Origin of the sequence: Enterobacter cloacae complex sp. IR5458, from assembly GCF_049238025.1 — a bacterium.
In the GTDB taxonomy this organism is placed as follows: Bacteria; Pseudomonadota; Gammaproteobacteria; order Enterobacterales; family Enterobacteriaceae; genus Enterobacter; species Enterobacter kobei.
In genome coordinates this window covers 166,268-191,151 of the sequence record NZ_JBMKIF010000006.1, presented here as the reverse complement: position 1 = coordinate 191,151, position 24,884 = coordinate 166,268, and the positions used below count along the sequence as shown (strand labels likewise).

At 54.1% G+C, this 24,884-nt stretch carries 25 protein-coding genes; 16 read left to right on the top strand and 9 right to left on the bottom strand.

All coding sequences use genetic code 11. The annotated features are described in order from the left end of the window. Positions 1–84: 84 nt before the first annotated feature. From ACOTYN_RS07260 to yfcG, 4 genes are all read right to left on the bottom strand, one after another. On the bottom strand, positions 85–594 hold the full coding sequence (locus tag ACOTYN_RS07260) for a GNAT family N-acetyltransferase (protein ID WP_332957087.1): 510 nt from the start codon (positions 592–594) through the stop codon (positions 85–87). A gap of 44 nt (positions 595–638) precedes the next feature. Next, positions 639–1,532 (bottom strand): TIGR01777 family oxidoreductase, encoded by an 894-nt coding sequence (locus ACOTYN_RS07255; RefSeq protein ID WP_273960689.1) that lies wholly within the window; start codon positions 1,530–1,532, stop codon positions 639–641. A 13-nt stretch (positions 1,533–1,545) separates the two neighbouring features. Next, on the bottom strand, positions 1,546–1,914 hold the full coding sequence (folX, locus tag ACOTYN_RS07250; protein WP_023330977.1) for a dihydroneopterin triphosphate 2'-epimerase: 369 nt from the start codon (positions 1,912–1,914) through the stop codon (positions 1,546–1,548). 75 nt (positions 1,915–1,989) lie between these two features. After that, the gene (yfcG, locus tag ACOTYN_RS07245) at positions 1,990–2,619 is read right to left on the bottom strand and encodes a GSH-dependent disulfide bond oxidoreductase (RefSeq protein ID WP_014884653.1); all 630 of its coding nucleotides are present in this window, start codon (positions 2,617–2,619) and stop codon (positions 1,990–1,992) included. A 141-nt stretch (positions 2,620–2,760) separates the two neighbouring features. Here yfcG and yfcF point away from each other — a divergent pair, with 141 nt between their 5' ends. From yfcF to yfcD, 3 genes are read left to right on the top strand one after another with little or no spacing between them, the layout of a single operon-like run. Continuing rightward, positions 2,761–3,405 (top strand): glutathione transferase, encoded by a 645-nt coding sequence (gene yfcF / locus ACOTYN_RS07240; protein ID WP_071922009.1) that lies wholly within the window; start codon positions 2,761–2,763, stop codon positions 3,403–3,405. A gap of 56 nt (positions 3,406–3,461) precedes the next feature. Beyond that, positions 3,462–4,013 (top strand): phosphodiesterase, encoded by a 552-nt coding sequence (gene yfcE / locus ACOTYN_RS07235; protein WP_332957083.1) that lies wholly within the window; start codon positions 3,462–3,464, stop codon positions 4,011–4,013. A gap of 55 nt (positions 4,014–4,068) precedes the next feature. Beyond that, positions 4,069–4,635 carry an NUDIX hydrolase YfcD gene (yfcD, locus tag ACOTYN_RS07230; RefSeq protein ID WP_006811396.1) on the top strand — a complete coding sequence of 189 codons (567 nt, stop codon included), beginning with the start codon at positions 4,069–4,071 and terminating at the stop codon, positions 4,633–4,635. A gap of 3 nt (positions 4,636–4,638) precedes the next feature. Here the strand turns inward: yfcD and ACOTYN_RS07225 are convergent, their stop codons facing one another. Then, on the bottom strand, positions 4,639–5,658 hold the full coding sequence (locus tag ACOTYN_RS07225) for a LacI family DNA-binding transcriptional regulator (protein ID WP_048997210.1): 1,020 nt from the start codon (positions 5,656–5,658) through the stop codon (positions 4,639–4,641). A 232-nt stretch (positions 5,659–5,890) separates the two neighbouring features. Between ACOTYN_RS07225 and ACOTYN_RS07220 the strand changes: the two genes are divergently transcribed. From ACOTYN_RS07220 to ACOTYN_RS07200, 5 genes are all read left to right on the top strand, one after another. Continuing rightward, positions 5,891–6,334, top strand: a complete 444-nt coding sequence (locus tag ACOTYN_RS07220; protein WP_014884649.1) for a PTS sugar transporter subunit IIA — start codon at positions 5,891–5,893, stop codon at positions 6,332–6,334. A gap of 79 nt (positions 6,335–6,413) precedes the next feature. Beyond that, complete coding sequence (locus ACOTYN_RS07215) at positions 6,414–6,686, top strand: PTS sugar transporter subunit IIB (protein ID WP_014884648.1); 273 nt, start codon at positions 6,414–6,416, stop codon at positions 6,684–6,686. 21 nt (positions 6,687–6,707) lie between these two features. Then, entirely contained in the window at positions 6,708–8,099 is a 1,392-nt protein-coding gene (locus tag ACOTYN_RS07210) for a PTS ascorbate transporter subunit IIC (RefSeq protein ID WP_014884647.1), read from the top strand. Beyond that, positions 8,096–8,926: a transketolase gene (locus ACOTYN_RS07205; RefSeq protein WP_071922011.1), complete on the top strand. Its 831-nt coding sequence runs from the start codon at positions 8,096–8,098 to the stop codon at positions 8,924–8,926. Before ACOTYN_RS07210 ends, ACOTYN_RS07205 begins: the two co-directional genes overlap by 4 nt. Beyond that, a complete protein-coding gene (locus ACOTYN_RS07200; protein ID WP_071922012.1) occupies positions 8,919–9,872 on the top strand; it encodes a transketolase family protein in 954 nt (317 codons plus the stop codon). The genes ACOTYN_RS07205 and ACOTYN_RS07200 overlap by 8 nt, the downstream gene beginning before the upstream one ends. A 114-nt stretch (positions 9,873–9,986) precedes the next feature. On the opposite strand, the gene pta is transcribed toward ACOTYN_RS07200, so the two are convergent. Then, entirely contained in the window at positions 9,987–12,128 is a 2,142-nt protein-coding gene (gene pta / locus ACOTYN_RS07195) for a phosphate acetyltransferase (RefSeq protein ID WP_014884644.1), read from the bottom strand. A gap of 76 nt (positions 12,129–12,204) precedes the next feature. Beyond that, a complete protein-coding gene (ackA, locus tag ACOTYN_RS07190; protein ID WP_014884643.1) occupies positions 12,205–13,407 on the bottom strand; it encodes an acetate kinase in 1,203 nt (400 codons plus the stop codon). A gap of 337 nt (positions 13,408–13,744) precedes the next feature. Between ackA and yfbV the strand changes: the two genes are divergently transcribed. The 4 genes from yfbV to ACOTYN_RS07170 all read left to right on the top strand — a co-directional run bounded on the left by yfbV (position 13,745) and on the right by ACOTYN_RS07170 (position 17,366). Next, positions 13,745–14,200 (top strand): terminus macrodomain insulation protein YfbV, encoded by a 456-nt coding sequence (gene yfbV / locus ACOTYN_RS07185; protein ID WP_014884642.1) that lies wholly within the window; start codon positions 13,745–13,747, stop codon positions 14,198–14,200. A gap of 92 nt (positions 14,201–14,292) precedes the next feature. Then, positions 14,293–14,787 (top strand): YfbU family protein, encoded by a 495-nt coding sequence (locus tag ACOTYN_RS07180; protein ID WP_008502874.1) that lies wholly within the window; start codon positions 14,293–14,295, stop codon positions 14,785–14,787. Positions 14,788–14,798: 11 nt separating this feature from the next. Continuing rightward, entirely contained in the window at positions 14,799–15,458 is a 660-nt protein-coding gene (locus tag ACOTYN_RS07175) for a sugar phosphatase (RefSeq protein ID WP_071922013.1), read from the top strand. 75 nt (positions 15,459–15,533) lie between these two features. Beyond that, positions 15,534–17,366: an SLC13 family permease gene (locus ACOTYN_RS07170; RefSeq protein ID WP_023338572.1), complete on the top strand. Its 1,833-nt coding sequence runs from the start codon at positions 15,534–15,536 to the stop codon at positions 17,364–17,366. 52 nt (positions 17,367–17,418) lie between these two features. Here the strand turns inward: ACOTYN_RS07170 and yfbR are convergent, their stop codons facing one another. Both yfbR and alaA read right to left on the bottom strand, forming a co-directional pair. Then, a complete protein-coding gene (gene yfbR, locus ACOTYN_RS07165) occupies positions 17,419–18,018 on the bottom strand; it encodes a 5'-deoxynucleotidase (protein ID WP_014884639.1) in 600 nt (199 codons plus the stop codon). Positions 18,019–18,136: 118 nt separating this feature from the next. After that, positions 18,137–19,351, bottom strand: a complete 1,215-nt coding sequence (gene alaA, locus ACOTYN_RS07160) for an alanine transaminase AlaA (RefSeq protein WP_003861471.1) — start codon at positions 19,349–19,351, stop codon at positions 18,137–18,139. A gap of 940 nt (positions 19,352–20,291) precedes the next feature. Here alaA and lrhA point away from each other — a divergent pair. From lrhA to nuoC, 4 genes are all read left to right on the top strand, one after another. Further along, on the top strand, positions 20,292–21,230 hold the full coding sequence (lrhA, locus tag ACOTYN_RS07155; RefSeq protein WP_014884638.1) for a transcriptional regulator LrhA: 939 nt from the start codon (positions 20,292–20,294) through the stop codon (positions 21,228–21,230). A 630-nt stretch (positions 21,231–21,860) separates the two neighbouring features. Continuing rightward, positions 21,861–22,301: an NADH-quinone oxidoreductase subunit NuoA gene (nuoA, locus tag ACOTYN_RS07150; protein WP_014171000.1), complete on the top strand. Its 441-nt coding sequence runs from the start codon at positions 21,861–21,863 to the stop codon at positions 22,299–22,301. Between the two features lie 15 nt (positions 22,302–22,316). After that, complete coding sequence (nuoB, locus tag ACOTYN_RS07145) at positions 22,317–22,991, top strand: NADH-quinone oxidoreductase subunit NuoB (protein WP_003861482.1); 675 nt, start codon at positions 22,317–22,319, stop codon at positions 22,989–22,991. Between the two features lie 89 nt (positions 22,992–23,080). Continuing rightward, a complete protein-coding gene (nuoC, locus tag ACOTYN_RS07140; protein ID WP_332957078.1) occupies positions 23,081–24,883 on the top strand; it encodes an NADH-quinone oxidoreductase subunit C/D in 1,803 nt (600 codons plus the stop codon). Position 24,884: the final 1 nt, after the last annotated feature.

The window sequence follows — 24,884 nt, the reverse complement described above, 5'->3', positions numbered from 1 at the left end:
GAGGGCATCAGACCGCAGTACAGCCCAATCGCCCGGTGGCGCTTCGCTTACCGGGCCTACAAAAACCGCAGTGCCGCCCGGCATTCAGACCGCACCACACTCCAGCCGATAGACCCAGTCGTCATACCGCACCCCATTAATTTCATATGCCTTTTCCAGTACCTGCGTACGCACAAAACCGGCTTTCTCCAGCACGCGCACCGACCCGCCGTTATCCGCCAGCACAAACGCGTTAATGGCCTTCACGCCGGTCTGGTTAAAGGCGTAACCACACACCGCGCGTAGCGCCTCGCTGGCAATACCTTTCCCCTGCGCAGCAGGCACAACCGTATAGCCGATATCTGCCTCTTCATGATTCGCCGGGCTAATTTGCAGGCCAATATCGCCAAGCGGGGTCTCCTCATCCCGAAAACGGATCACGAAAACATGCTCGGCCATCAGGCGCGCGGCAAACACGCGTCGGGTCTCTTTTTCCGGCGCGATGGCGGACATATAGCGCATGATGTCGCGGTTTTCACGCAGCGAGCGGAAAAAGGCCCAGTCGGTGGGTTCGAAAGGGGTGAGATGAAGCCGGGGAGTGGTGATGGTTGCCATTGTTACGCCATTTCATCGGAACATGGCGTACAACTGTAACATATTCACCGCACCACATCCCCCAGCGCCTCTTCTAAGTCATACCAGCGGAACGCGAACCCCGCCGCTTCCAGCCGTTTGGGGAGCGCCCGTTGTCCGCCTAATACCAGCACGGACGCTTCACCCATCATCAGGCGAATCACCGTGGCAGGTACGCGCAATATCGCCGGGCGATGCAGGGCGTGCCCCAGAGCGTGAGCAAACTGTTCATTACGCACGGGATATGGCGCGACCATATTAAACGGTCCGCGCAGATCGTTATCCAGCAGCCAGAGAATGCCGTTGATCATATCGTCGATATGGATCCACGCCAGATACTGACGGCCGTTGCCAATGGGTCCACCGAGTCCCAGCTTAAAAGGCGGGAGCATTTTGCCCAAAATACCGCCGTTCGGCGCAAGTACCACACCGGTACGCAGCAGGCAGACGCGGGTACGATCGCTTTGCGCCGCACAGGCGATGCGTTCCCACTGGGCACAGAGTTTATGGGTAAATTCGTTGTGGGGCGGCTCTTCCTCGGTCACCACCACTTCGCCAAGATCGCCGTAATAGCCCGTCGCTGAGCCCGAAATCAGCACCGACGGCGGCGTGTGGCTGTTGCGAATCAGCTCAACCAGCTTCTCGGTGATGTTCCAGCGGCTGCTGCAGAGCCGCTGTTTCTGCTCTTCGGTCCAGCGCTTATCGGCAATGGGTTCACCCGCGAGGTTGATGACGGCATCAAAGCCGTCCAGATTTTGCTGCTCAGCCAGCCCTTTCCAGATGTCGACGCCTGCGCCGAGCACCTGACGCGCTTTTTCCGGGCTGCGCGTCACCACGGTGATGTCATGATGCAGCGCCTGAAGACGCGCAATGAGATGGCGACCAATCAGGCCCGTACCGCCGGTCAGCAAAATCTTCATACAACCTCCAGGTTTATCCCTGGCGTCGCCAGCTTAACGTCATAGAGACGGAGTCGGCGTAGCGCAGGGCGTGAAGTTTATCGATCTCTACTTCAGCATAAGTGACCCAGTGATGATCGCGTGCGATATCGAGCACATCCTGAGTTAATTTCTCCAGCAGAGAGAAGCGGTTGTTCTCCACGTACTGAATGATGTTTTTGGTTATCGTGCGATAGTTCAGCGCGTCATTGATGTCTTCGCTGGCCCGCGCTTTGTCGGCGGGATAGTGAATAACCACATTAATGACAATATCCTGACGGTTGGCAATCTCTTCCTCTTTGATACCGATGAAGGTACGCAAGCGTAAATTTTTTATACGAATAATAGCGTCTGGCTGTGACATTGCAGGTCTTCTCCGTGTCAGTAATTGCCGCCCATAATACATGAGAGGCTCGCAGGCACACAGCCTCCTATAAGGTTAAATCTGCTGGATTTTTTGCAGTGCGCGTTCGGTGGCCGGGCGGGTACGGATACGTTCAAACCAGTTGTTCACCGCCGGGTAGGACGCGAGATCAATCCGGTGTTTTTCATGGGTATTCACCCACGGCCAGCAGGCGATATCGGCAATGCTGTAATGATCTCCCCCAAGCCACGGCGTTTTTTCCAGCCGCTGGTTTAGCACGCCATACAGACGTTGCGTCTCCACCTGATAGCGTTCTATCGCATAAGGGATGGGCTGCGGGGCGTAAGCGGTAAAATGGTGATTCTGTCCCAGCATGGGCCCAAGTCCGCTCGCCTGCCAGAAGAGCCATTGCAAGGTATGGTGACGTTCACGCAGCTCCCCGCTCAGGAGTTTGCCGGTTTTCTCCGCCAGATAGAGCAAAATTTCGCCGGATTCAAACAGGCTCAACGGTCTTCCTCCGTCGGCCGGCTGATTATCAATAATGGCCGGAATTTTATTGTTCGGCGAGATAGCCAGAAAGAGAGGACTGAACTGTTCACCTTTGCTGATATCCACGCGAATGATTCTGTAATCCAGTTCGGCTTCTTCGAGAAAGAGGGTGATCTTATGGCCGTTTGGGGTAGGGGCGTAATAAAGGTCAATCATTCTCAACTCCTGTCCATGCGAATAGTAGTGCCACGACAACTGAGTATAGGTAATTGTTGTAAATCGTGAGTTTTCATCAAGTGACAGCGGGGCAAAGAGATTATATGTTGAGTAAAAAACCGATCAGCCGATGAGGATGTTATGAACCAGCCCCTAATCACGTTGTGGTCCGATGCGAATTTCTTTTCCCCCTATGTCATGAGCGTGTACGTTGCGCTGGCTGAAAAAGGGCTTACTTTTACGCTGAAGACCGTTGATCTCGACGGCGGGGAACATCTCAAACCGCAGTGGCAGGGTTACGATCTCACCCGACGCGTACCGGTGCTGGAGGTTGACGGCTTTGCGATGAGTGAATCATCAGCGATCGATGAATACCTGGAAGATCGTTTTGCGCCGCCCGAGTGGGAACGGATCTATCCTCACGATCTGCAAAAACGCGCCCGTGCGCGGCAGATCCAGGCGTGGCTACGTAGCGACCTGGTGCCGATTCGTGTAGAGCGCTCGACGGATGTCGTGTTTGCCGGGGTGAAAAAGCCAGCTCTGAGCGCGGAAGGCACGAACAGCGCCCAAAAACTGATTGAAACGGCCACGTCGCTTCTCGCGCATGGCAATCCGAACCTGTTTGGTGAATGGTGCATTGCCGATACCGACCTGGCGCTGATGCTGAACCGCCTGATCCTCAACGGCGATGAAGTCCCTCAGCTGCTGGTGGATTATGCAGCGTTCCAGTGGCAGCGCGCCTCTGTGCAGCGCTATGTGGCACTCTCCGCTAAGCGCGCGGGCTGATAAGCCCTGACGCTTCAGGTATGATAAGGGCAGTGAGTTTTCCGAGGGAGAGACGAATGAAATTGATGTTTGCGTCGGATATCCATGGATCGCTGCCCGCGACCGAGCGCCTGCTTTCTCTGTTTGCGCAAAGCGGCGCGCAATGGCTGGTGATTCTGGGGGATGTGTTAAACCATGGCCCGCGCAATGCGCTGCCGGAAGGCTATGCCCCTGCGCAGGTCGCGGAGAAGCTCAATCCGTTTGCCTCGCGCATTATTGCCGTGCGCGGTAACTGCGACAGCGAAGTCGACCAGATGCTACTGCACTTTCCCCTTACCGCTCCGTGGCAACAGGTACTGCTGGAAAACAGCCGCCTGTTCCTGACCCACGGGCACCTTTTCGGCCCGGATAATCTCCCGGCACTCGCGGCTGGCGATGTCCTGGTTTACGGTCATACTCATATTCCGGTGGCTGAAAAACGCGGTGAAATTTATCACGTTAACCCGGGGTCGGTCAGCATACCCAAAGGCGGATATCCTGCGAGCTATGGCATGCTGGATGGAAATACCCTGAGCGTTATCGCACTTAATGATCAGCAAGTTATTGCGCAGGTAGCGATTAATCCGTAAGTTACACCCCAACTGCAAACGCGCCGAAAGAGCGCTTAGACGAGAAGGTTTCCCGATGGTGGAGCAGAATCATTTGGCAAGTACTGAATGGGTTGACATTGTCAGCGAAGAAAATGAAGTGATCGCGCAGGCCAGCCGCGAACAAATGCGTGCAGAGCGTCTCCGTCACCGTGCAACCTACATTGTTGTGCATGACGGCATGGGCAAGATTCTGGTTCAGCGTCGCACGGACACGAAAGATTTTCTGCCAGGTATGCTGGATGCCACAGCGGGTGGTGTCGTGCAGGCCGATGAAGTGCTGCTGGATTCCGCGCGTCGTGAAGCGGAAGAAGAGTTAGGGATTGCCGGTGTGCCATTTGCTGAACACGGGCAGTTCTATTTCGAAGACGAACATTGCCGCGTCTGGGGCGGACTGTTTAGCTGCGTTTCCCACGGGCCTTTCGCCCTGCAGGAAGAGGAAGTGAGCGAAGTCTGCTGGATGACGCCGGAAGAGATTACCGCGCGTTGCGACGAGTTCACGCCGGATTCGTTAAAAGCACTGGCGCTGTGGATGACCCGCAACGCCAAAAACGAATCCGCTAAGCCGGAAAATAAAGCGGAAAAAGAGGAAGAGGCTGAATAAGCCTTAACAGCTTTCCCGCAGACACAGGCTGGACGCGATAGGTTTATGGTCGCGCCAGTCTCCATCATTCAGACGTTCCAGTAACGCTTTCCCGGCCTCAATTCCAATCTTTCGATGCGGTACCGCCATGGTCGTCAGCGGCGGCTGACAGACGCGGCTGACGTCGCTATCCCCAAAGCCCACGACGGCAAGATCGTCCGGCACTTTGATTCGCCGACGCTGACACTCATACAGCACACCACAGGCCAGTTCGTCTGAAACGCATACCAGCGCATCCAGCTCCGGCCACGCCAGCAGAAACTCAGGCAGCTGCGCCGCACCGGTCGAGAAGCTCGGCGGCATGGCGGCGTTAATTACCCGGTTCGGCGACAGATGATGGCGCAGCATCGCTTTGTACCAGCCCTGCAAATGCTGCTGGAAAATCCACTGTTCCTGGTTGGCGCACAGCAGGCCGATATTCTGGTAGCCGCGCTTAATAACCATTTCTGTTAGCTCATACATGGCCGCCACGTTATCAATCCCGATATTCATATCAATCGGGTCGGCGCGCATAGCACCCATCTCCATCACCGGGATGGAGGCATTTTTCAGCCAGTGGCGAACGGTGTCGGTATGCTCCACGCTGAGCAGGATCGCGGCGGCAATATTTGACGCCAGCAGCGTTTCCAGCAGCTTTTCCTCCTGTTCAAGACGATGCTGAGACTCGGCCAGCATGATCTGGTATCCGGCAGGCTGAAGCACCTGCTGTAGCCCGGCAAACATCTCTGAACACCCAGCTTCGGAAAGATTAGGAACAACCATTGCGATCGTCCATGACGACGCCGATGCCAGTGCGCTGGCGGCGAGATTGGGCATATAACCCAGTTCCTGCACCGCAGCTTCAATTTTTTCACGCAGTTTATCGGAAACCTGTTCCGGCGTGCGGAGCGCACGGGAGACGGTCATCGTGCCAACTCCGGCAAGCTGTGCGACATCCGCGAGCGTGACTTTTCCGGTACTGCGCCGTTTTCGGGTTAAAGACATACACCTTCCTGCTGACCAGACGCGTTCTTATTTCCTTCATTCCAGGTGACAGGCAGTATACGCCTTAAATCCCTTTTTTGCTGTGATTTCACACGATGATGGCATTTTGATAGCGCTATCACACTTCTGCATGTTAATCGTTGGTAGCGCTATCTTTGTGACCGGGATCGCAGTCAAGGATTGATGGGTTGAATAAAGTTTGCTCATCTTTGGCGTGACGACGGAGTGAAAAGTGCTCAAAAAGTGGATATATGATACAACCATCACGCTTCAGGAGAGCGTTGAAAGCTGGCCGCAGGCGCTGGAGATATGCGCGAAACCGTTACTGGAGCTGCAGGTGATTGAACCGGAATACGTGACGGCAATCATTCAGCAGCACCATGCTTTAGGACCGTATTATGTGCTGGCACCAGGGCTGGCCATGCCGCATGCGCGGCCGGAAGAAGGCGCCAAAGGACTGGGGTTGTCATTACTAAAACTAAAACAGGGCGTCTCTTTTGGTGCCGGGGAGTTTGACCCTGTCGATGTCATTATTATGCTCGCGGCACCGGACAAACATAGCCATATCGAGATGATCTCATCGCTGGCAGAGTTATTTTCCAGCGACGAAGATATGGAAAAATTACATCAGGCGAATACCCTGGAGGACATTAAAACCATTATTGACCGCTTCTGATTTAATTCTTTAATCCGATTATTCACAACATTACGCGCCAGCGTGATGGGGCGTGCTCTACTCATAAAAGGGGACAACAATGAAAATCATGGCTATTTGTGGGTCTGGCCTGGGCAGCAGTTTTATGGTCGAAATGAACATTAAAAAGGTGCTCAAAAAGCTGGAAATTGACGCCGAGGTTGAACACTCCGATCTCTCCTCCGCCACGCCGGGCGCGGCTGACCTGTTCGTGATGGCAAAAGATATTGCCGCCAGCGCCAGCGTACCGGAAAGCCAACTGGTGGTGATCAATAACATCATTGATATCAACGAACTTGAAGCGCAACTGCGCGCCTGGTTCGAAAGACAATAATCCTGATAAGGCGAGGTGGATATGTTTATCCTTGAAACGCTGAATTTCGTTGTTGATATTTTAAAAGTCCCTTCGGTGCTGGTCGGATTAATTGCCTTGATCGGTCTGGTGGCGCAGAAAAAAGCGTTTTCAGATGTGGTGAAGGGAACCATTAAAACGATTCTTGGTTTTATTGTGCTGGGCGGTGGCGCCACGGTGCTGGTGGGGTCATTAAATCCATTGGGGGGTATGTTCGAGCACGCCTTTAATATTCAGGGCATCATTCCCAATAATGAAGCGATTGTTTCGATTGCGCTGGAAAAATACGGTGCCTCTACCGCGCTGATTATGGCGTTTGGGATGGTAGCGAATATTATCGTCGCGCGCTTTACCCGTCTGAAGTACATCTTCCTGACCGGGCACCACACGTTTTACATGGCGTGCATGATTGGCGTAATTCTCACCGTGGCGGGCTTTGAGGGGGTAGGGCTGGTCTTTACCGGATCGCTGATCCTCGGCCTGATTATGGCTTTCTTCCCGGCCATTGCGCAGCGTTACATGAAGCGCATCACCGGTAACGATGAGATCGCCTTCGGCCACTTCGGCACCCTGGGCTACGTGCTGTCTGGCTGGATTGGCAGCAAGGTCGGCAAAGGCTCTCGTTCAACCGAAGAGATGAACCTGCCGAAGAACCTGAGCTTCCTGCGCGACAGTTCGATCTCTATCTCCCTGACGATGATGATTATCTACCTGATCATGGCGGTGAGCGCCGGGCGGGAGTACGTCGAAGCCACCTTCAGCGGCGGTCAGAACTACCTGGTTTACGCCATTATCATGGCGATCACCTTCGCGGCGGGCGTTTTCATCATCCTGCAGGGCGTGCGCCTGATTCTGGCGGAAATCGTCCCGGCCTTTACCGGCTTCTCTGAAAAACTGGTGCCGAACGCACGCCCCGCGCTGGACTGCCCGGTGGTCTACCCGTATGCGCCAAATGCCGTGCTGATTGGCTTCCTGTTCAGCTTCCTCGGGGGAATTGTCGGGCTGTTCATCTGCGGGCAGTTCAGCTGGGTGCTGATCCTCCCGGGCGTCGTGCCGCACTTCTTTACCGGTGCAACGGCGGGCGTGTTCGGTAATGCCACCGGCGGACGTCGCGGGGCGATGATAGGCGCCTTCGCCAATGGTCTGCTGATTACCTTCCTGCCGGTTCTGCTGCTGCCGGTGCTGGGCGCGATTGGCTTTGCTAACACCACCTTCTCGGACGCCGATTTCGGCGCGGTGGGGATTGTGCTCGGTAACCTGGCGCGCTTCCTGTCACCGCTTGCCATCACCGGGCTGGTCGTGGCGCTGTTCGCGCTGCTGGTGGCCTACAACCTGTTTGCGAAAAACAAACCTGCGGGCGGTAACGCGCAGGAAAATACCGGAGCCAAATCATGAATGAGAATGAGATAACCGAGCTGGCGCGCCAGATTCGCCTTGAGACGCTGAAATCGCTGACGCAGCTCGGATTTGGACACTACGGCGGCAGCATGTCGGTGGTCGAAACGCTGGCCGTGCTGTACGGCGCGGTGATGAAAATCGACCCGGCGGATCCGGACTGGCCAGAGCGCGACTACTTTGTCCTGTCGAAAGGCCATGCGGGCCCGGCGCTGTACAGCACGCTGGCGATCAAGGGCTACTTCCCGGTGGAGGAGCTGAGCACCCTGAACCAGAACGGTACGCGCCTGCCGAGCCATCCGGATCGCCTGAAAACGCGCGGCGTGGATGCGACCACCGGTTCGCTGGGGCAGGGGATTGCCATTGCTGGCGGGATGGCGCTATCGCACAAGCTCGCGGGGCGACCGAATCGGGTTTTCTGCATTGTCGGTGACGGCGAGCTGAACGAGGGACAGTGCTGGGAAGCCTTCCAGTTTATTGCCCACCATCGTCTGAACAATCTGACGGTATTCGTCGACTGGAACAAACAGCAGCTGGATGGCGAACTGGATGAAATCATTTGCGCGTTTGACCTCGAAGGGAAATTCCGTGCCTTTGGTTTTGACGTGGTGACCGTGAAGGGAGACGACATTTCGGCGCTGCTGGACGTGACGTCGCGCGTGCCGGCGAAAGACGCCCGCCCGCAGGTGGTGATCCTCGACAGCATTAAAGGGCAGGGGGTGCCGTATCTCGAACAGCTCAGCAATTCGCACCACCTGCGATTGACCGCGGAGAGCAAAGCGGCCCTCAACGAGACGATTCGCCACCTGGAGGCTTCACATGATTAAGGTTGCACCGGCAGGACAGAAAGACGCCGTTGAGATGCGTAAGGTCTACGCGGGCTTCGTGGCAAAGCAGATTGAGGCCGGAAGCGACATTATCGCCCTGGAAGCGGACCTGATGAGTTCGATGGCGATGGACGGCGTGGCGCGCGATTATCCGCAGCACGTGATTAACTGCGGCATCATGGAGGCCAACGTGATCGGTACAGCTGCCGGGCTGTCGCTCACCGGTCGCAAACCGTTCGTGCATACGTTCACCGCGTTTGCCAGCCGACGCTGCTTCGACCAGTTGTTTATGTCCCTGGACTATCAGCGTAACAACGTGAAGGTGATAGCCTCGGATGCTGGCGTGACGGCCTGTCACAACGGCGGGACGCATATGTCGTTCGAGGATATGGGCATCGTGCGCGGTCTGGCGCACTCGGTGGTGCTGGAGGTGACCGACGCGGTGATGTTTGACGATGTGCTGCGCCAGCTTATCGATCTGGAAGGCTTCTACTGGGTACGCACCATCCGTAAGCAGGCCCCGAGCGTGTATGCGCCGGGCTCAACATTCACCATCGGCAAAGGCAACGTGCTGCGTGAGGGAAGCGATATTACGCTTATCGCAAATGGCATTATGGTAGCGGAAGCGCTGGAGGCGGCGCGTCAGCTGGAGCAGGAGGGGGTCAGTGCAGCGGTTATTGATATGTTCACCCTGAAGCCCATCGACCGCATGCTGGTGAAAAACTACGCTGAGAAAACCGGGCGCATCGTGACCTGTGAAAACCACAGCATTCACAACGGCCTTGGCTCGGCGGTGGCGGAAGTGCTGGTGGAAACCTGCCCGGTGCCAATGCGACGCGTGGGGGTGAAAGAGCGTTACGGTCAGGTGGGGACGCAGGACTTCCTGCAGAAGGAGTACGGCCTGACGGCACATGACATCGTGTCGGCGGCGCGAGAGCTGCTGTAATAAAAAAGGCGACCCTTTGTGGTCGCCTTTTTGTTGCCCGGTGGCGCTAGCGCTTACCGGGCCTACGGTCCTGTAGGCCGGATAAGCGAAGCGCCATCCGGCAAGACCTTACAATTACTGCTGCTGTGAAGACTGGATCGCCGTCAGCGCGATGGTATAGACGATATCGTCAACCAGCGCACCACGGGACAGGTCGTTCACAGGTTTGCGCATACCCTGCAGCATTGGCCCGATGGAGATCAGGTCTGCTGAACGCTGTACCGCTTTATAGGTGGTGTTACCGGTGTTCAGATCCGGGAAGATGAACACGGTAGCGCGACCTGCAACCGGAGAGTTCGGCGCTTTGGATTTTGCAACGTCAGCCATCACGGCGGCGTCGTACTGCAGCGGACCGTCGATCATCAGATCCGGACGTTTTTCCTGAGCAATACGGGTCGCTTCACGCACTTTCTCTACGTCGCTACCTGCACCAGAAGTACCGGTGGAGTAGGAGAGCATCGCAACGCGCGGCTCGATGCCGAAGGCAGTCGCGGAATCTGCGGACTGAATAGCGATCTCAGCCAGCTGCTCTGCGGTTGGATCCGGGTTGATCGCGCAGTCGCCGTAAACATAAACCTGTTCAGGCAGCAGCATGAAGAACACGGAGGAGACCAGAGAGCTGCCCGGTGCGGTTTTGATCAGCTGCAGCGGTGGACGGATGGTGTTTGCGGTGGTGTGAACTGCACCGGAAACCAGACCGTCAACTTCGTCCTGCTCCAGCATCAGCGTACCCAGCACCACGTTGTCTTCCAGCTGCTCGCGCGCAACGGCTTCGGTCATGCCCTTGCTCTTACGCAGTTCAACCAGACGGGCAACGTAGCTTTCACGAACCACTTCAGGGTCAACGATTTCGATGCCCGCACCCAGCTCAACGCCCTGAGACGCCGCAACGCGGTTGATCTCATCCGGGTTACCCAGCAGCACACAGGTCGCGATGCCGCGCTCTGCACAGATAGCCGCCGCTTTAACGGTACGTGGCTCGTCACCTTCTGGCAGAACAACGCGTTTGCCCGCTTTACGCGCCAGCTCGGTCAGCTGGTAACGGAATGCAGGAGGAGACAGACGGCGGCTGCGCTCGGAGGTCGCGGTCAGGGATTCGATCCAGTCTGCGTTGATGTAACCTGCAACGTATTCCTGAACTTTCTCGATACGCTCGTGGTCATCAACCGGCACTTCCAGGTTGAAGCTCTGCAGGCTCAGGGAGGTCTGCCAGGTGTTGGTATTCACCATGAAGACCGGCAGGCCAGTGGCAAACGCGCGTTCGCACAGCTTGCTCACGCGTGGGTCCATCTCGTAAGCGCCGGTCAGCAGGATGGCACCGATCTCTACGCCGTTCATCGCCGCCAGACACGCTGCAACCAGCACGTCAGGACGATCGGCAGACGTTACCAGCAGGGAACCTGCGCGGAAGTGTTCCAGCATGTGCGGAATGCTACGCGCACAGAAGGTCACGGACTTCACGCGGCGGGTATTGATATCGCCTTCGTTAACGATGGTCGCGTTCAGGTGACGCGCCATATCGATTGCACGGGTGGCAATCAGATCGAAGCTCCAGGGTACCGCGCCGAGAACAGGCAGCGGGCTGGAATCCTGCAGTTTCGCCGGATCAACTTTGATGACCTTCGCTTTGGAAGAGTCGTCGAAGATCTCAGACAGGTCTGGGCGAGTACGGCCCTGATCGTCAACCGGGGCGTTCAGTTTGTTCACGATCACGCCGGTGATGTTGGTGTTTTTCGTGCCGCCGAAGCTGCTGCGTGTCAGTTCGATACGCTCGTTCAGCTGTTCCGGGGTATCAGTGCCCTGGGACATGACGAAAACGATCTCTGCGTTCAGGGTTTTCGCGATTTCAAAGTTCAGAGACTGAGCAAACTGGTGTTTGCGCGTCGGAACCAGACCTTCAACCAGCACCACTTCTGCGTCCTGCGCATTTGCATGGTAGTTGGCGATGATCTCTTCCATCAAAACGTCTTTTTGGTTGCTGGAGAGCAGCGACTCAACGTGACTCATCTTCAGCGGTTCAGCCGCTGGCAGATTGGAGTTTTTGCGAACGATGGTGGTGGTCTGGTCAGGCGCATCGCCACCGGCACGAGGCTGGGCGATTGGCTTAAAGACGCTCAGACGAACGCCTTTGCGTTCCATAGCACGGATTACGCCAAGGCTGACGCTGGTCAGGCCGACGCTGGTTCCGGTAGGGATCAGCATAATAGTACGGGACACGGTTTATCCTCTTTCGTTACCGCCGACACGGGGCGGGTTACAAAACAGCACCGCCAGCATTGCTGGCGGTGTGGAATCAGGCAGTCAGGCGGTGTGCGTCTTGCGCGATGACCAGCTCTTCGTTAGTTGGGATAACGATAGCCGGACGGGTGCCTTCTTTGTTGATGAAGCCAGACTTGCCGAAACGCGCAGCCAGGTTACGCTCGTGATCAACGTCGAAGCCCAGAACGCCCAGTTTGCCCAGGGACAGTTCACGAACCATAGCCGCGTTCTCACCGATACCACCGGTGAAGATAACCGCGTCCAGACGACCGTCCATCAGCGCAGTGTAAGAACCGATGTATTTCGCCAGACGGTGGCAGTAAACGTCCATTGCACGTTTAGCGTCTGCTTTCTCTGCGTAGTTGTCTTCAACATAGCGGCAGTCGCTGGTGACTTCGGTCAGACCCAGCAGGCCAGACTCTTTAGTCAGCATTTTGTTGATGTCGTCAACGCTCATGCCCAGAGTGTCGTGCAGGTGGAAGATGATCGCCGGGTCGATGTCACCGGAACGGGTACCCATCACCAGACCTTCCAGCGGGGTCAGACCCATGGAGGTATCAACACATTTACCGTTGCGGATAGCAGAAACAGAACCACCGTTGCCCAGATGGCAGGTGATGATGTTCACTTCTTCAACAGGTTTGTTCAGGATTTTTGCGGCTTCCTGAGTCACAAAGAAGTGGCTGGTGCCGTGCGCGCCGTAACGACGTACGCCGTGCTCTTTGTACAGGCTGTATGGCAGGGCATAGAGGTAAGACTCTTCCGGCATGGTCTGATGGAACGCGGTGTCGAACACGGCCACGTTTTTGTCTTTCAGATTCGGGAAGGATTTCAGCGCTTCAGCGATACCGATCAGGTGCGCCGGGTTGTGCAGCGGAGCAAAAGAGGCAGAATCTTTGATGCCCTGGATAACAGATTCGTCGATCACGACGGAGCTGGTGTATTTTTCGCCGCCGTGGACGATACGGTGACCAATCGCAGTCAGCTGAGCAGACAGTTCTGGTTTTTGTGCCAGAATAGTGTTAACGATAAAGTTCAGCGCTTCACTGTGAGCGGCGCCTGCACCTAAAGCCGCTTCTTGTTTGCTGCCGTCCATCTTCCACTTGATACGTGCTTCAGGCAGATGGAAACATTCGGCCAAACCAGAGAGGTACTCGTCACCGTTGAGCGCATCGATGATGGCGAATTTCAGTGAGGAGCTACCGCAGTTCAGAACCAGTACTAACTTACTCGACATGGAAGTACCTATTATTGATACGTGGCTAAAAAAACGTCAGTGAGTCTAACAGCGTAACGCATAATGACTCGGACATTTATGATTAACATCATGCCAAACGAACATTGTGGCATGATGGAAGAAATAACTATGATTTTATGCCATTTTGCACAATTTTCAGCCAATGGCATAATGTGCGATAATTTGACGAGTGAATGATTCTCGTCTATGGCCCAATCAGGCTGGCACAGGATACCCGATACGGGGTAGCGATGACAAAATATTTTGAACGTTGTCATAGCCTGTTGTGGTTTTGCACAAAAATTTTAATTTTTATACGTGAAGTTGAGGTACAGCCATGTCGACACCCGAAACCCCTACCGTGAATTTCTTCAGTCTGTTTCGTCGGGGACAGCATTACGCAAAGACGTGGCCGATGGAAAAGCGCCTTGCGCCAATGTTTATTGAGAATCGCACCATCCGCGCCACGCGCTACGCGATTCGCTTTATGCCCCCTGTCGCCATTTTTACCCTGTGCTGGCAAATAGCGTTAGGCGGACAGCTTGGCCCGGCCGTGGCGACAGCACTCTTTGCGTTAAGCCTGCCGATGCAGGGGCTGTGGTGGTTAGGAAAACGGTCCATCACGCCACTGCCACCTTCTATTTTACACTGGTTTTATGAAGTCCGTGGAAAACTGGAGGAGGCCGGGCAGGCGCTTGCTCCGGTTGAAGGCAAGCCTGATTACCAGGCGCTGGCGGACACGTTAAAGCGCGCTTTTAAGCAGTTGGATAAAACATTCCTCGATGACTTGTGATTGATCATCGAAACGACCAACAAAAAAAGGCACAGTAACAAACCGTTACCGTGTCTTTTTTTTACAGTGCAATGCGCTACAGGAGTCGAAAGATGGAAATGACCCATGCTCAACGTCTGATTTTGTCTAACCAGTACAAAATGATGACAATGCTTGATCCCGATAACGCTGCGCGCTACAGCCGCCTGCAGACTATCGTCGAACGGGGGTTTGGTTTGCAAATGCGCGAACTGGACCGCGAGTTTGGTGAGCTGAAAGAAGAAACCTGCCGCATCGTGATCGACATTATGGAGATGTACCACGCCCTGCATGTTTCCTGGACTAATCTCAAAGATCAGCAGTCCATTGACGAGCGCCGTGTCACCTTCTTAGGCTTTGATGCAGCGACGGAAGCGCGTTATCTGAGCTATGTCCGCTTTATGGTGAATACCGAAGGGCGTTATACCCACTTCGATGCGGGTACCCACGGCTTTAACGCGCAGACCCCAATGTGGGATAAATACCAGCGCATGCTGAGCGCGTGGCACGCCTGCCCGCGCCAGTACCATTTAAGCAGCAACGAAATTCAACAAATCATTAATGCCTGACGGAGGTGCGTGTGCAGTGTAGAGGTTTTCTGTTTGATCTGGACGGTACGCTGGTGGATTCGCTGCCGGTTGTGGAGCGTTCATGGTGCCATTGGGCTGACAGACAGGGTATCGACCATCAGGACGTACTGAATTTCATCCATGGCAAGCAGGCCATAACCTCATTGCGGCACTTCTTAGCGGGGCGTTCTGAGGAAGAGATTCAGGCGGAGTTCAAATACCTGGAGCAGATTGAAGCCACCGATACGGAGGGTATCACTGCACTGCCTGGCGCACGCGAGCTGCTTGAACATCTTAACGACGCGCAGATCCCGTGGGCTATCGTCACGTCCGGCTCTGTTCCGGTCGCGCATGCCCGTCACAAAGCGGCCGGTTTACCGAAGCCCGAGGTGTTCATTACCGCTGAGCGCGTTAAGCGCGGCAAGCCAGAGCCGGACGCGTTTCTGCTTGGCGCTGAACTGCTGGGCCTCGCTCCCGCTGAGTGCGTGGTCGTGGAAGACGCGGCGGCCGGCGTGCTGGCCGGGCTGAACGCCGGGAGTCACGTCATTGCCATTAACGTTCCGGCGGGGTCTCCCCGGCTGAGTGAGGCGGACTTTGTGCTGGATTCCCTGACGGCACTGGCGGTGTCTAAGGCGCCCGATGGCGTTGTAACCGTCTCGCTAAAAATGTAATCCCATGATTTAGCCCCACGTTGCTGGGGCTTTTTTATGGCAAAATTCCTCATCTTCCACTGACAAGGATAGGTTGTGAACGGTGAACTGATTTGGGTCCTGAGCCTGCTTTTAATCGCCATTATTCTCTTCGCCACAGGCAAGGTGCGCATGGATGCCGTTGCCCTGTTTGTCATCGTCGCGTTTGTGCTGAGCGGCACGCTTACGCTACCGGAAGCTTTCTCCGGGTTCAGCGATCCTAACGTTATCCTGATTGCCGCCCTGTTTATTATTGGCGACGGCCTGGTGCGCACCGGTGTGGCGACCATCATGGGCGCGTGGCTGGTTAAAGTGGCCGGCAGCAGTGAAACCAAAATGCTGATCTATCTGATGCTGACGGTTGCCGGGCTGGGGGCGTTTATGAGCTCAACGGGCGTGGTCGCTATTTTTATCCCGGTGGTACTGAGCGTCTCCATGCGGATGCAAAGCTCGCCGTCGCGACTGATGATGCCTCTGAGTTTTGCCGGTTTGATAAGCGGTATGATGACGCTGGTGGCGACGCCGCCGAACCTGGTCGTCAACAGTGAGCTGCTCCGGGAAGGTTTTCAGGGCTTCAGCTTTTTCAGCGTCACCCCGTTGGGTCTGGTGATTCTGGCGATGGGCGTGGTCTATATGCTGCTGACCCGTTTTGCCCTGAAAGGCGAGAACCAGGACAAAAACAAAGACGGGTGGAAGCGGCGCACTTTCCGCGATCTCATCAAAGAGTACCGCCTGACCGGGCGGGCACGGCGTCTGGCCATTCGCCCCGGCTCGCCGATGGTCGGCCAGCGTCTTGACGACCTGAAACTGCGCGAGCGCTATGGGGCGAACGTGATCGGCGTGGAACGCTGGCGCCGTTTTCGCCGGGTGATCGTCAACGTCAATGGCGTATCGGAATTTCGGGCGCGTGACGTCCTGCTGATCGATATGTCCACTGCGGATGTGGATTTGCGCGAGTTCTGCAGCGAACAACTGCTGGAGCCAATGGTGCTGCGCGGGGAGTATTTCTCCGATCAGGCGCTGGATGTCGGTATGGCTGAAGTCTCGCTGATCCCCGAGTCCGAACTGTTGGGCAAAACCGTGCGCGAAATGGGGTTCCGCACCCGGTATGGCCTGAACGTCGTGGGGCTGAAGCGCGACGGCGTGGCGATGGAAGGGGCCGTCGTGGATGAACCGATCCTGCTGGGGGATATCTTCCTTGTGGTGGGAAACTGGAAGTTGATTAGCCAACTCGGGCAAAAAGGGCGTGATTTTGTGGTGCTCAACATGCCGGTTGAGGAGAGCGATGCGTCTCCGGCGCACAGCCAGGCGCCGCACGCGATTTTTTGTCTGGTGCTGATGGTCGCGCTGATGCTGACTGATGAAATTCCAAACCCCATAGCCGCCATCATTGCCTGTCTGCTGATGGGGAAATTCCGCTGTATCGACGCCGAGAGCGCTTATAAAGCCATTCACTGGCCGAGCATCATTCTTATCGTGGGGATGATGCCTTTTGCCCTCGCGCTGCAAAAAACCGGCGGGGTAGATTTAATCGTTAAAGGGCTCATGGACATGGGCGGTGGGTACGGACCGTATTTGATGATGGTGTGCCTGTTCATTATGTGCGCCACGATCGGGTTGTTTATCTCCAATACCGCCACGGCGGTGCTGATGGCGCCCATTGCGCTGGCGATGGCGAAATCCATGGGCGTGTCACCCTACCCGTTTGCGATGATGGTGGCGATGGCGGCTTCCGCGGCATTTATGACGCCGGTTTCATCCCCGGTCAATACGCTGGTGCTGGGGCCAGGAAATTATAAATTCAGTGATTTTGTAAAGATTGGCGTGCCATTCACCGTGCTGGTGATGGTGGTGTGCGTGGTGTTAATTCCGGTTTTATTCCCGTTTTAGCGTGAGCGCAGAAACGTAGGCCGGGTAAGGCGAAGCCGCCACCCGGCTAAAATTACAACGGTGAATCCTGGCTAATCTCATCCAGCGATAAATGGAAGCTCGGCACAAATACCTGCATAAAATAATCCATCTCGTCGCTGCGGCGGGATGCCAGGGTTTTTTCCAGACGCGTTTTCGCCAGTAAAAACTCGTTATTGCCCGCAGACAACTCTTCAAGACACTTCAGATAGGCGCACAGCGCGTCGGCCTGTTTGACCAGCGACTTTTCATCTTCCGTATACTGATGCTCGTCGATGAGCGGTTCAAAGATATCGCGCAGCTCCTCCGGCACCATGTCGATCAACTTCTGCTGGGCGATTTTCTCAATGGCCTTATATTCCTGCGCAATCTGTGAGTTGAAATATTTCACCGGCGTCGGCAGATCACCGGTTAACACTTCTGACGCGTCGTGGTACATCGCCAGCAATGCGATGCGCTCGGCATTCACCTGCCCGTTAAATTTGCGGTTTTTAATGGCGGCCAGCGCGTGCGCGACCATGGCAACCTGAAGACTGTGCTCTGATACGTTCTCTGTGCGCACGTTGCGCATCAGCGGCCAGCGGTTGATGAGTTTCAGGCGGGAGAGGTGGGCAAAGAAATGACTCTGACTCATAGGTTACCTTTTGTCTTCACTGCGACAGGACTTCATTGTGCGGAGAGGGGAGGCAAGATGCAAATTTGCGGATTTTGTAGGCCGGGTAAGCGCAGCGCTACCCGGCAGAATGGCTACATTACTGATGATAACCTGAGAGGAATCGCCCGAAGCGGCTGATAGCCATTTCGAGATCGTCCTCGCGCGGCAGCGTCACGATACGCACATGGTCCGGCCACGGCCAGTTAAATGCTGTCCCCTGAACCAGCAGCACTTTTTCCTGCAACAGGAAATCGAGCACCATCTTCTGATCGTCGTGAATATTGAAGCGCTTCGCGTCAATTTTCGGGAACATATAGAGCGCCCCATTTGGCTTCACGCAGGAGACGCCCGGGATATCGTTGATCAGCTCCCACGCGCGGTTACGCTGTTCGTACAGGCGGCCTCCAGGGACGATAAACTCGCTGATGCTCTGATAGCCACCGAGCGCGGTCTGGATTGCATGTTGTGCCGGCACGTTGGCGCAAAGACGCATAGACGCCAGCATTTCCAGCCCTTCAATATAGCCTTTGGCGTGCTTTTTCGGGCCGTTGAGTACCATCCAGCCCTGGCGGAAACCGGCCACACGGTAGGTTTTAGACAGGCCGTTAAAGGTAACGGTCAACAGGTCTGGGGCCAGCGCGGCAATGGAGTGGTGTTGCGCCGCGTCATAGAGGATCTTGTCGTAAATTTCGTCGGCAAAAATGATCAGGTTGTGCTGGCGGGCGATCTCAACGATCTCCATCAACAGCTCTTTTGAGTAGACCGCGCCCGTCGGGTTGTTCGGGTTGATAATTACGATGCCGCGCGTGCGAGGGGTAATCTTCGCGCGAATATCATCCAGATCCGGGAACCAGTCAGAGGATTCGTCGCAAAGATAATGGACAGCTTTACCGCTGGACAGTGATACGGCAGCCGTCCACAGCGGATAGTCTGGCGCGGGAACCAGCATTTCGTCACCGCTGTTCAGCAGCGCCTGCATGGCCTGGACGATCAGTTCAGATACACCGTTGCCAATGTAGATATCTTCTACGGTAACGTCACGCATGCCGCGAGCCTGGTAGTGCTGCATAATGGCTTTACGTGCGGAATAAAGTCCTTTTGAGTCGCAATAGCCTTGCGCTGTGGGCAGGTTGCGGATCACATCAACCAGAATCTCATCCGGCGCTTCAAAACCAAATGGCGCAGGGTTACCAATGTTGAGCTTCAGAACCTTATTGCCTTCTTCCTCAAGGCGTTTTGCCTCTTTCAGAACCGGGCCACGGATGTCATAACAGACGTTATCTAGCTTGCTGGATTTTTCGATAGGGGACATGAACCTTTAACCTTTTCGCTATTATTGCCACTCCCTGCCGTGGAAGTCAGCACGGAATAATGTACTCCCCCCACGCTTCGTTTTGAAGGGTGTGCAGTAGAAGATTTTGTGCATGTTGTGAAATTCTGGTGAATCTTTTTTGCTGTTTGTTGACGCTTTTACTGTTGTAACGTAAGGTCAAATGCGCTAGTTAAGGGTGATTGTGCTGAAAATCATTATAAAAAATGGATATTATCCCGGTGTGAAATAAATGACCCGTAGAGGAGAGACAGAAGTCACGCTGCGTGACTTTTCGTAAAACCTGAGTGTTGAAAAAATCTTGCAGTAATAGCCTGCAGCGGCTAAAAGTTACTCATGTGAAAATAATGTTAAGTGTTATTAATGAATGACCTTAATCGAAATTAAAATTTATTTATTATTAACCAACAAAATGCAACTTTAGTTAATTTTAATAAAATTAGTTGAGAAGCTTAACAAAGCGCTTTACTCCTTAATATTGCAATAAGACTTATAAATAAAGTGGATTTGGGTTAAGATGTCTTTAGGTAAAGCAGATGAAAGATACCCAAATGTTGTATATCTGAAACTGGTTTTCCGATTTAATTGATTGTTATTGTTAGAGTTATCTCTGGCTGGAATGTGTAAAACATCTCCTGCTACGTTGACAGCGCTGCGATAAAGATGGCAGAAAAGGTGTCACGCCTTTAATGTAATTTACATAAACCTGCGAACATCTAAATATCCTGAACGTTTAAGAGAATAAAAATATCGTCATGAAACGTGCTTTCTGACTGTTGATATAAAGCAGCACAATAACTATCTGTCAGGCAGTCTGCCGGGCCGGGATGCGAGGGAAAATCTTCAGAGGGAATTGCTTAACTGTTACACACACAGCTTCAACCCGGGCAGCTCCGCACGAGCAACCTGAAAGTGAATAGATATGATAAATGCAAATCGTCCGATAATGAATCTCGACCTCGATCTGCTGAGAACGTTTGTTGCGGTCGCCGATCTCAACACTTTTGCAGCAGCTGCTGCCGCCGTCTGCCGAACTCAGTCCGCCGTTAGCCAGCAAATGCAGCGGCTGGAGCAACTGGTCGGTAAAGAGCTTTTTGCCCGTCACGGACGCAATAAGCTCTTAACGGAACACGGTATTCAGCTACTGGGTTATGCCAGGAAAATTCTTCGCTTTAATGATGAAGCATGTATGTCACTTATGTTTAGCAACCTTCAGGGGGTGTTAACCTTAGGGGCATCTGATGAGTCAGCGGATACGATATTACCGTTTCTTCTCAACCGAATTAGTTCGGTTTATCCGAAACTTGCGCTGGATGTGAGCGTCAAGCGCAATGCTTTTATGGTTGAGATGTTAAATGAGAATAAGGTCGATCTGGTGGTCACCACGCATCGTCCCGGGCAGTTTGATTGCCTGACGTTGCGCAGATCGCCAACGCACTGGTATTGCGCGGCTGAATATGTGTTGCAAAAAGGGGAGCCCGTTCCACTGGTTTTACTGGACGATCCGAGCCCTTTCCGCGATATGGTGCTGACGGCATTAAATGAAGCCAATATTCCATGGCGTCTGGCGTATGTAGCGTCCACGCTGCCTGCGGTGCGTGCCGCCGTCAAAGCAGGACTTGGCGTAACGGCCCGTCCGGTGGAGATGATGAGCCCTGACCTGCGCGTTCTCGGTAAATCTGATGGTCTTCCTGCGCTGCCAGATACTGAGTATCTGCTTTGCCATAATGCGTCCAGTCATAACGAGCTGGCGAAAGTGGTGTTCGAGGCGATGGAAAACTACCATAACCCGTGGCAGTACGAGCATGTTACCTCCGAAGGAGGGGATGATTCCCTGATCGTTGAAGGTGACTTTGAGTGATCAAACGCTCAAAATTCTGGTAACAAAATGTAAGTGTAAAAAAAAGCCACTCGTGTCGTTTTCGCACGCAGTGGCTTTTTTTTGTCAATATTATCCCTGTTTGACGAAGGGGCTTCATAAATAGGGTCTATTTATCAATGTCATAAATGCTTTTGCTTAAATTCTGTTCGTTTTCAGTTCTAACTTCATCCATAACCTAACGATGTTAAAAAAACAGCAAATATGTTGCTGGTTTTTTGGTTGAATTAACAAAAGCGTGTCTCAGATCAAGAAAATACTCCTATTTGGGGGGAGGAATCGTTGGCAAATCCTGTCAAAATAGGAGGGTTATTTTTTTTACTTCCAAAACGGACACGATTCAACAACCTGCATTTGACGGAAAGTCATGTACCCACCAGGGTTAAAGGGCACCAAATGTTAATGAGAATCGCTCGATGTAATTTAATGTGAAGAAACCTTTGTTAAAGTTGACAAAAGGTTATAGAAAGGAGTAAAAAACCCCATCATTTTGCTGTCTACGTCTCATTTCAGACAGTTAGTGTAAGGTTATTTGTTCCTCCCCATGAATCGATGTGATGCCTATCTGCCAGCAAGAGCAGTGTCGTCGGTATCACTTTTGATGAGTAAGCAATGAGTATGTCAACATCCACAGAAGTCATCGCTCATCACTGGGCATTCGCAATCTTTCTTATTGTAGCCATTGGCCTGTGCTGCCTGATGTTAGTCGGCGGCTGGTTCCTGGGCGGTCGCGCCCGTGCAAGGCACAAAAACACACCTTTCGAATCAGGTATTGATTCAGTAGGTTCCGCTCGCTTACGCCTGTCTGCCAAGTTCTATCTGGTAGCGATGTTCTTCGTCATCTTCGACGTGGAAGCGCTCTACCTGTTCGCATGGTCGACCTCCATCCGCGAAAGTGGTTGGGTGGGCTTTGTCGAGGCCGCAATTTTCATTTTAGTGTTACTGGCCGGTCTGGTTTATCTGGTGCGTATTGGCGCGCTTGACTGGACGCCTGCGCGTTCACGTCGTGAACACATCAACCCGGAAAACAGTATCTCTAATCGTCAGCAGTAACAGCGAGGCAATAAGATGGATTATACGCTCACCCGCATAGATCCTAACGGTGAGAATGACCGTTACCCCCTGCAAAAACAGGAGATCGTAACCGACCCCCTGGAGCAAGAAGTCAACAAAAGCGTGTACATGGGCAAACTCGAACATGCCATGCACGATATGGTCAACTGGGGTCGTAAGAACTCTATCTGGCCCTACAACTTTGGCCTTTCTTGCTGCTACGTTGAAATGGTGACGTCATTCACTGCGGTGCATGACGTTGCGCGTTTTGGCGCCGAGGTACTGCGTGCATCCCCGCGTCAGGCTGACCTGATGGTGGTAGCCGGTACCTGCTTTACCAAGATGGCACCTGTTATTCAGCGTCTTTATGACCAGATGCTGGAGCCAAAATGGGTTATTTCCATGGGCGCATGTGCAAACTCTGGCGGCATGTACGACATTTATTCCGTTGTGCAGGGCGTTGATAAGTTCATTCCGGTGGATGTTTACATCCCGGGCTGCCCGCCGCGTCCAGAAGCCTATATGCAGGCGCTGATGCTGCTGCAGGAGTCTATCGGTAAAGAGCGTCGTCCGCTTTCATGGGTTGTTGGCGATCAGGGTGTCTACCGCGCGAACATGCAATCTGAGCGCGAGCGTAAACGTGGTGAACGTATTGCCGTCACCAACCTGCGTACGCCTGACGAAATTTAATTTGCGCCTGTGGGCCTGGAGAACACCTTCGCATATCACTACTCAAATAGCGCGAAGCCAGGCTTAACAGTCACCACGGACCATTTGCAATGGTGAACAATATGACCGACTTAACCGCGCAAGAAGCCGCATGGCAGACACGGGATCATCTGGATGACCCCGTCATTGGCGAACTGCGCAACCGTTTTGGGCCGGATGCCTTTACCGTTCAGGCGACCCGCACCGGGGTACCCGTTGTTTGGGTGAAGCGTGAACAATTACTGGAAGTGGTCGATTTCCTCAAGAAATTGCCAAAACCTTACGTCATGCTGTTTGACTTACACGGCATGGATGAGCGTCTGCGTACTCACCGCCAGGGTCTCCCTGCTGCGGATTTTTCCGTTTTCTACCACCTGATCTCAATAGACCGCAACACGGATATCATGCTCAAGGTGGCATTGTCTGAAAACGACATGCATCTGCCGACGATCACCAAACTTTTCCCGAACGCGAACTGGTATGAGCGTGAAACCTGGGAAATGTTCGGCATAACCTTCGACGGCCACCCACATCTGACGCGCATCATGATGCCGCAGACCTGGACCGGCCACCCGCTGCGTAAAGACTACCCGGCACGTGCAACCGAATTCGATCCGTTTGAGCTGACCAAAGCCAAGCAGGATCTGGAGATGGAAGCGCTGACCTTCAAGCCGGAAGACTGGGGCATGAAGCGCGGTACCGAAAACGAGGACTTCATGTTCCTCAACCTCGGTCCGAACCACCCGTCTGCGCACGGTGCATTCCGTATTATTCTTCAGCTTGATGGCGAAGAGATTGTCGACTGCGTTCCTGACATCGGTTACCACCACCGTGGTGCTGAGAAGATGGGCGAGCGTCAGTCCTGGCACAGCTACATTCCGTATACCGACCGTATCGAGTACCTCGGCGGTTGCGTCAACGAAATGCCTTACGTGCTGGCCGTTGAGAAACTGGCGGGTATCGTTACGCCGGATCGCGTTAACGTGATTCGCGTCATGCTGTCAGAACTGTTCCGTATTAACAGTCACCTGCTGTACATCTCCACGTTCATTCAGGACGTCGGCGCGATGACCCCGGTCTTCTTCGCCTTTACCGATCGTCAGAAAATCTACGATCTGGTGGAAGCGATTACCGGTTTCCGTATGCACCCGGCCTGGTTCCGTATCGGCGGTGTGGCACACGATCTGCCGCGCGGCTGGGATCGTCTGCTGCGTGAATTCCTTGACTGGATGCCAAAACGTCTGGCCTCTTACGAGAAAGCCGCACTGCGCAACACCATCCTGAAAGGCCGTTCCCAGGGCGTTGCTGCCTACGGCGCAAAAGAAGCGCTGGAGTGGGGGACGACAGGTGCAGGTCTGCGTGCGACCGGTATTGATTTCGACGTGCGTAAAGCCCGTCCTTACTCTGGCTATGAGAACTTCGACTTTGAAGTCCCGGTGGGCGGCGGTGTTTCCGACTGCTACACCCGCGTGATGCTGAAAGTGGAAGAACTGCGCCAGAGTCTGCGCATCCTTGAGCAGTGCCTCAACAATATGCCGGAAGGCCCGTTCAAAGCGGATCACCCGTTGACCACGCCGCCACCGAAAGAGCGCACGCTGCAACATATCGAAACCTTGATCACTCACTTCCTGCAGGTTTCCTGGGGCCCGGTCATGCCGGCGCAAGAATCCTTCCAGATGATTGAAGCGACCAAGGGTATTAACAGTTACTACCTGACCAGTGATGGCAGCACCATGAGCTACCGTACCCGCGTGCGTACGCCGAGCTTTGCGCACCTGCAGCAGATCCCGTCCGCCATTCGCGGCAGTCTGGTCTCCGACCTGATTGTGTATCTGGGTAGTATCGATTTTGTTATGTCAGATGTGGACCGCTAAT

What these genes read in the sequence shown, in the direction of transcription:
- ACOTYN_RS07260 (WP_332957087.1), bottom strand. Translation starts at nt 594, where the DNA reads ATGGCAACCATCACCACTCCCCGGCTTCATCTCACCCCTTTCGAACCC.
- ACOTYN_RS07255 (WP_273960689.1), bottom strand. Translation starts at nt 1,532, where the DNA reads ATGAAGATTTTGCTGACCGGCGGTACGGGCCTGATTGGTCGCCATCTC.
- folX (WP_023330977.1), bottom strand. Translation starts at nt 1,914, where the DNA reads ATGTCACAGCCAGACGCTATTATTCGTATAAAAAATTTACGCTTGCGT.
- yfcG (WP_014884653.1), bottom strand. Translation starts at nt 2,619, where the DNA reads ATGATTGACCTTTATTACGCCCCTACCCCAAACGGCCATAAGATCACC.
- yfcF (WP_071922009.1), top strand. Translation starts at nt 2,761, where the DNA reads ATGAACCAGCCCCTAATCACGTTGTGGTCCGATGCGAATTTCTTTTCC.
- yfcE (WP_332957083.1), top strand. Translation starts at nt 3,462, where the DNA reads ATGAAATTGATGTTTGCGTCGGATATCCATGGATCGCTGCCCGCGACC.
- yfcD (WP_006811396.1), top strand. Translation starts at nt 4,069, where the DNA reads ATGGTGGAGCAGAATCATTTGGCAAGTACTGAATGGGTTGACATTGTC.
- ACOTYN_RS07225 (WP_048997210.1), bottom strand. Translation starts at nt 5,658, where the DNA reads ATGTCTTTAACCCGAAAACGGCGCAGTACCGGAAAAGTCACGCTCGCG.
- ACOTYN_RS07215 (WP_014884648.1), top strand. Translation starts at nt 6,414, where the DNA reads ATGAAAATCATGGCTATTTGTGGGTCTGGCCTGGGCAGCAGTTTTATG.
- ACOTYN_RS07210 (WP_014884647.1), top strand. Translation starts at nt 6,708, where the DNA reads ATGTTTATCCTTGAAACGCTGAATTTCGTTGTTGATATTTTAAAAGTC.
- ACOTYN_RS07205 (WP_071922011.1), top strand. Translation starts at nt 8,096, where the DNA reads ATGAATGAGAATGAGATAACCGAGCTGGCGCGCCAGATTCGCCTTGAG.
- ACOTYN_RS07200 (WP_071922012.1), top strand. Translation starts at nt 8,919, where the DNA reads ATGATTAAGGTTGCACCGGCAGGACAGAAAGACGCCGTTGAGATGCGT.
- ackA (WP_014884643.1), bottom strand. Translation starts at nt 13,407, where the DNA reads ATGTCGAGTAAGTTAGTACTGGTTCTGAACTGCGGTAGCTCCTCACTG.
- yfbV (WP_014884642.1), top strand. Translation starts at nt 13,745, where the DNA reads ATGTCGACACCCGAAACCCCTACCGTGAATTTCTTCAGTCTGTTTCGT.
- ACOTYN_RS07180 (WP_008502874.1), top strand. Translation starts at nt 14,293, where the DNA reads ATGGAAATGACCCATGCTCAACGTCTGATTTTGTCTAACCAGTACAAA.
- yfbR (WP_014884639.1), bottom strand. Translation starts at nt 18,018, where the DNA reads ATGAGTCAGAGTCATTTCTTTGCCCACCTCTCCCGCCTGAAACTCATC.
- alaA (WP_003861471.1), bottom strand. Translation starts at nt 19,351, where the DNA reads ATGTCCCCTATCGAAAAATCCAGCAAGCTAGATAACGTCTGTTATGAC.
- lrhA (WP_014884638.1), top strand. Translation starts at nt 20,292, where the DNA reads ATGATAAATGCAAATCGTCCGATAATGAATCTCGACCTCGATCTGCTG.
- nuoA (WP_014171000.1), top strand. Translation starts at nt 21,861, where the DNA reads ATGAGTATGTCAACATCCACAGAAGTCATCGCTCATCACTGGGCATTC.
- nuoB (WP_003861482.1), top strand. Translation starts at nt 22,317, where the DNA reads ATGGATTATACGCTCACCCGCATAGATCCTAACGGTGAGAATGACCGT.
- nuoC (WP_332957078.1), top strand. Translation starts at nt 23,081, where the DNA reads ATGGTGAACAATATGACCGACTTAACCGCGCAAGAAGCCGCATGGCAG.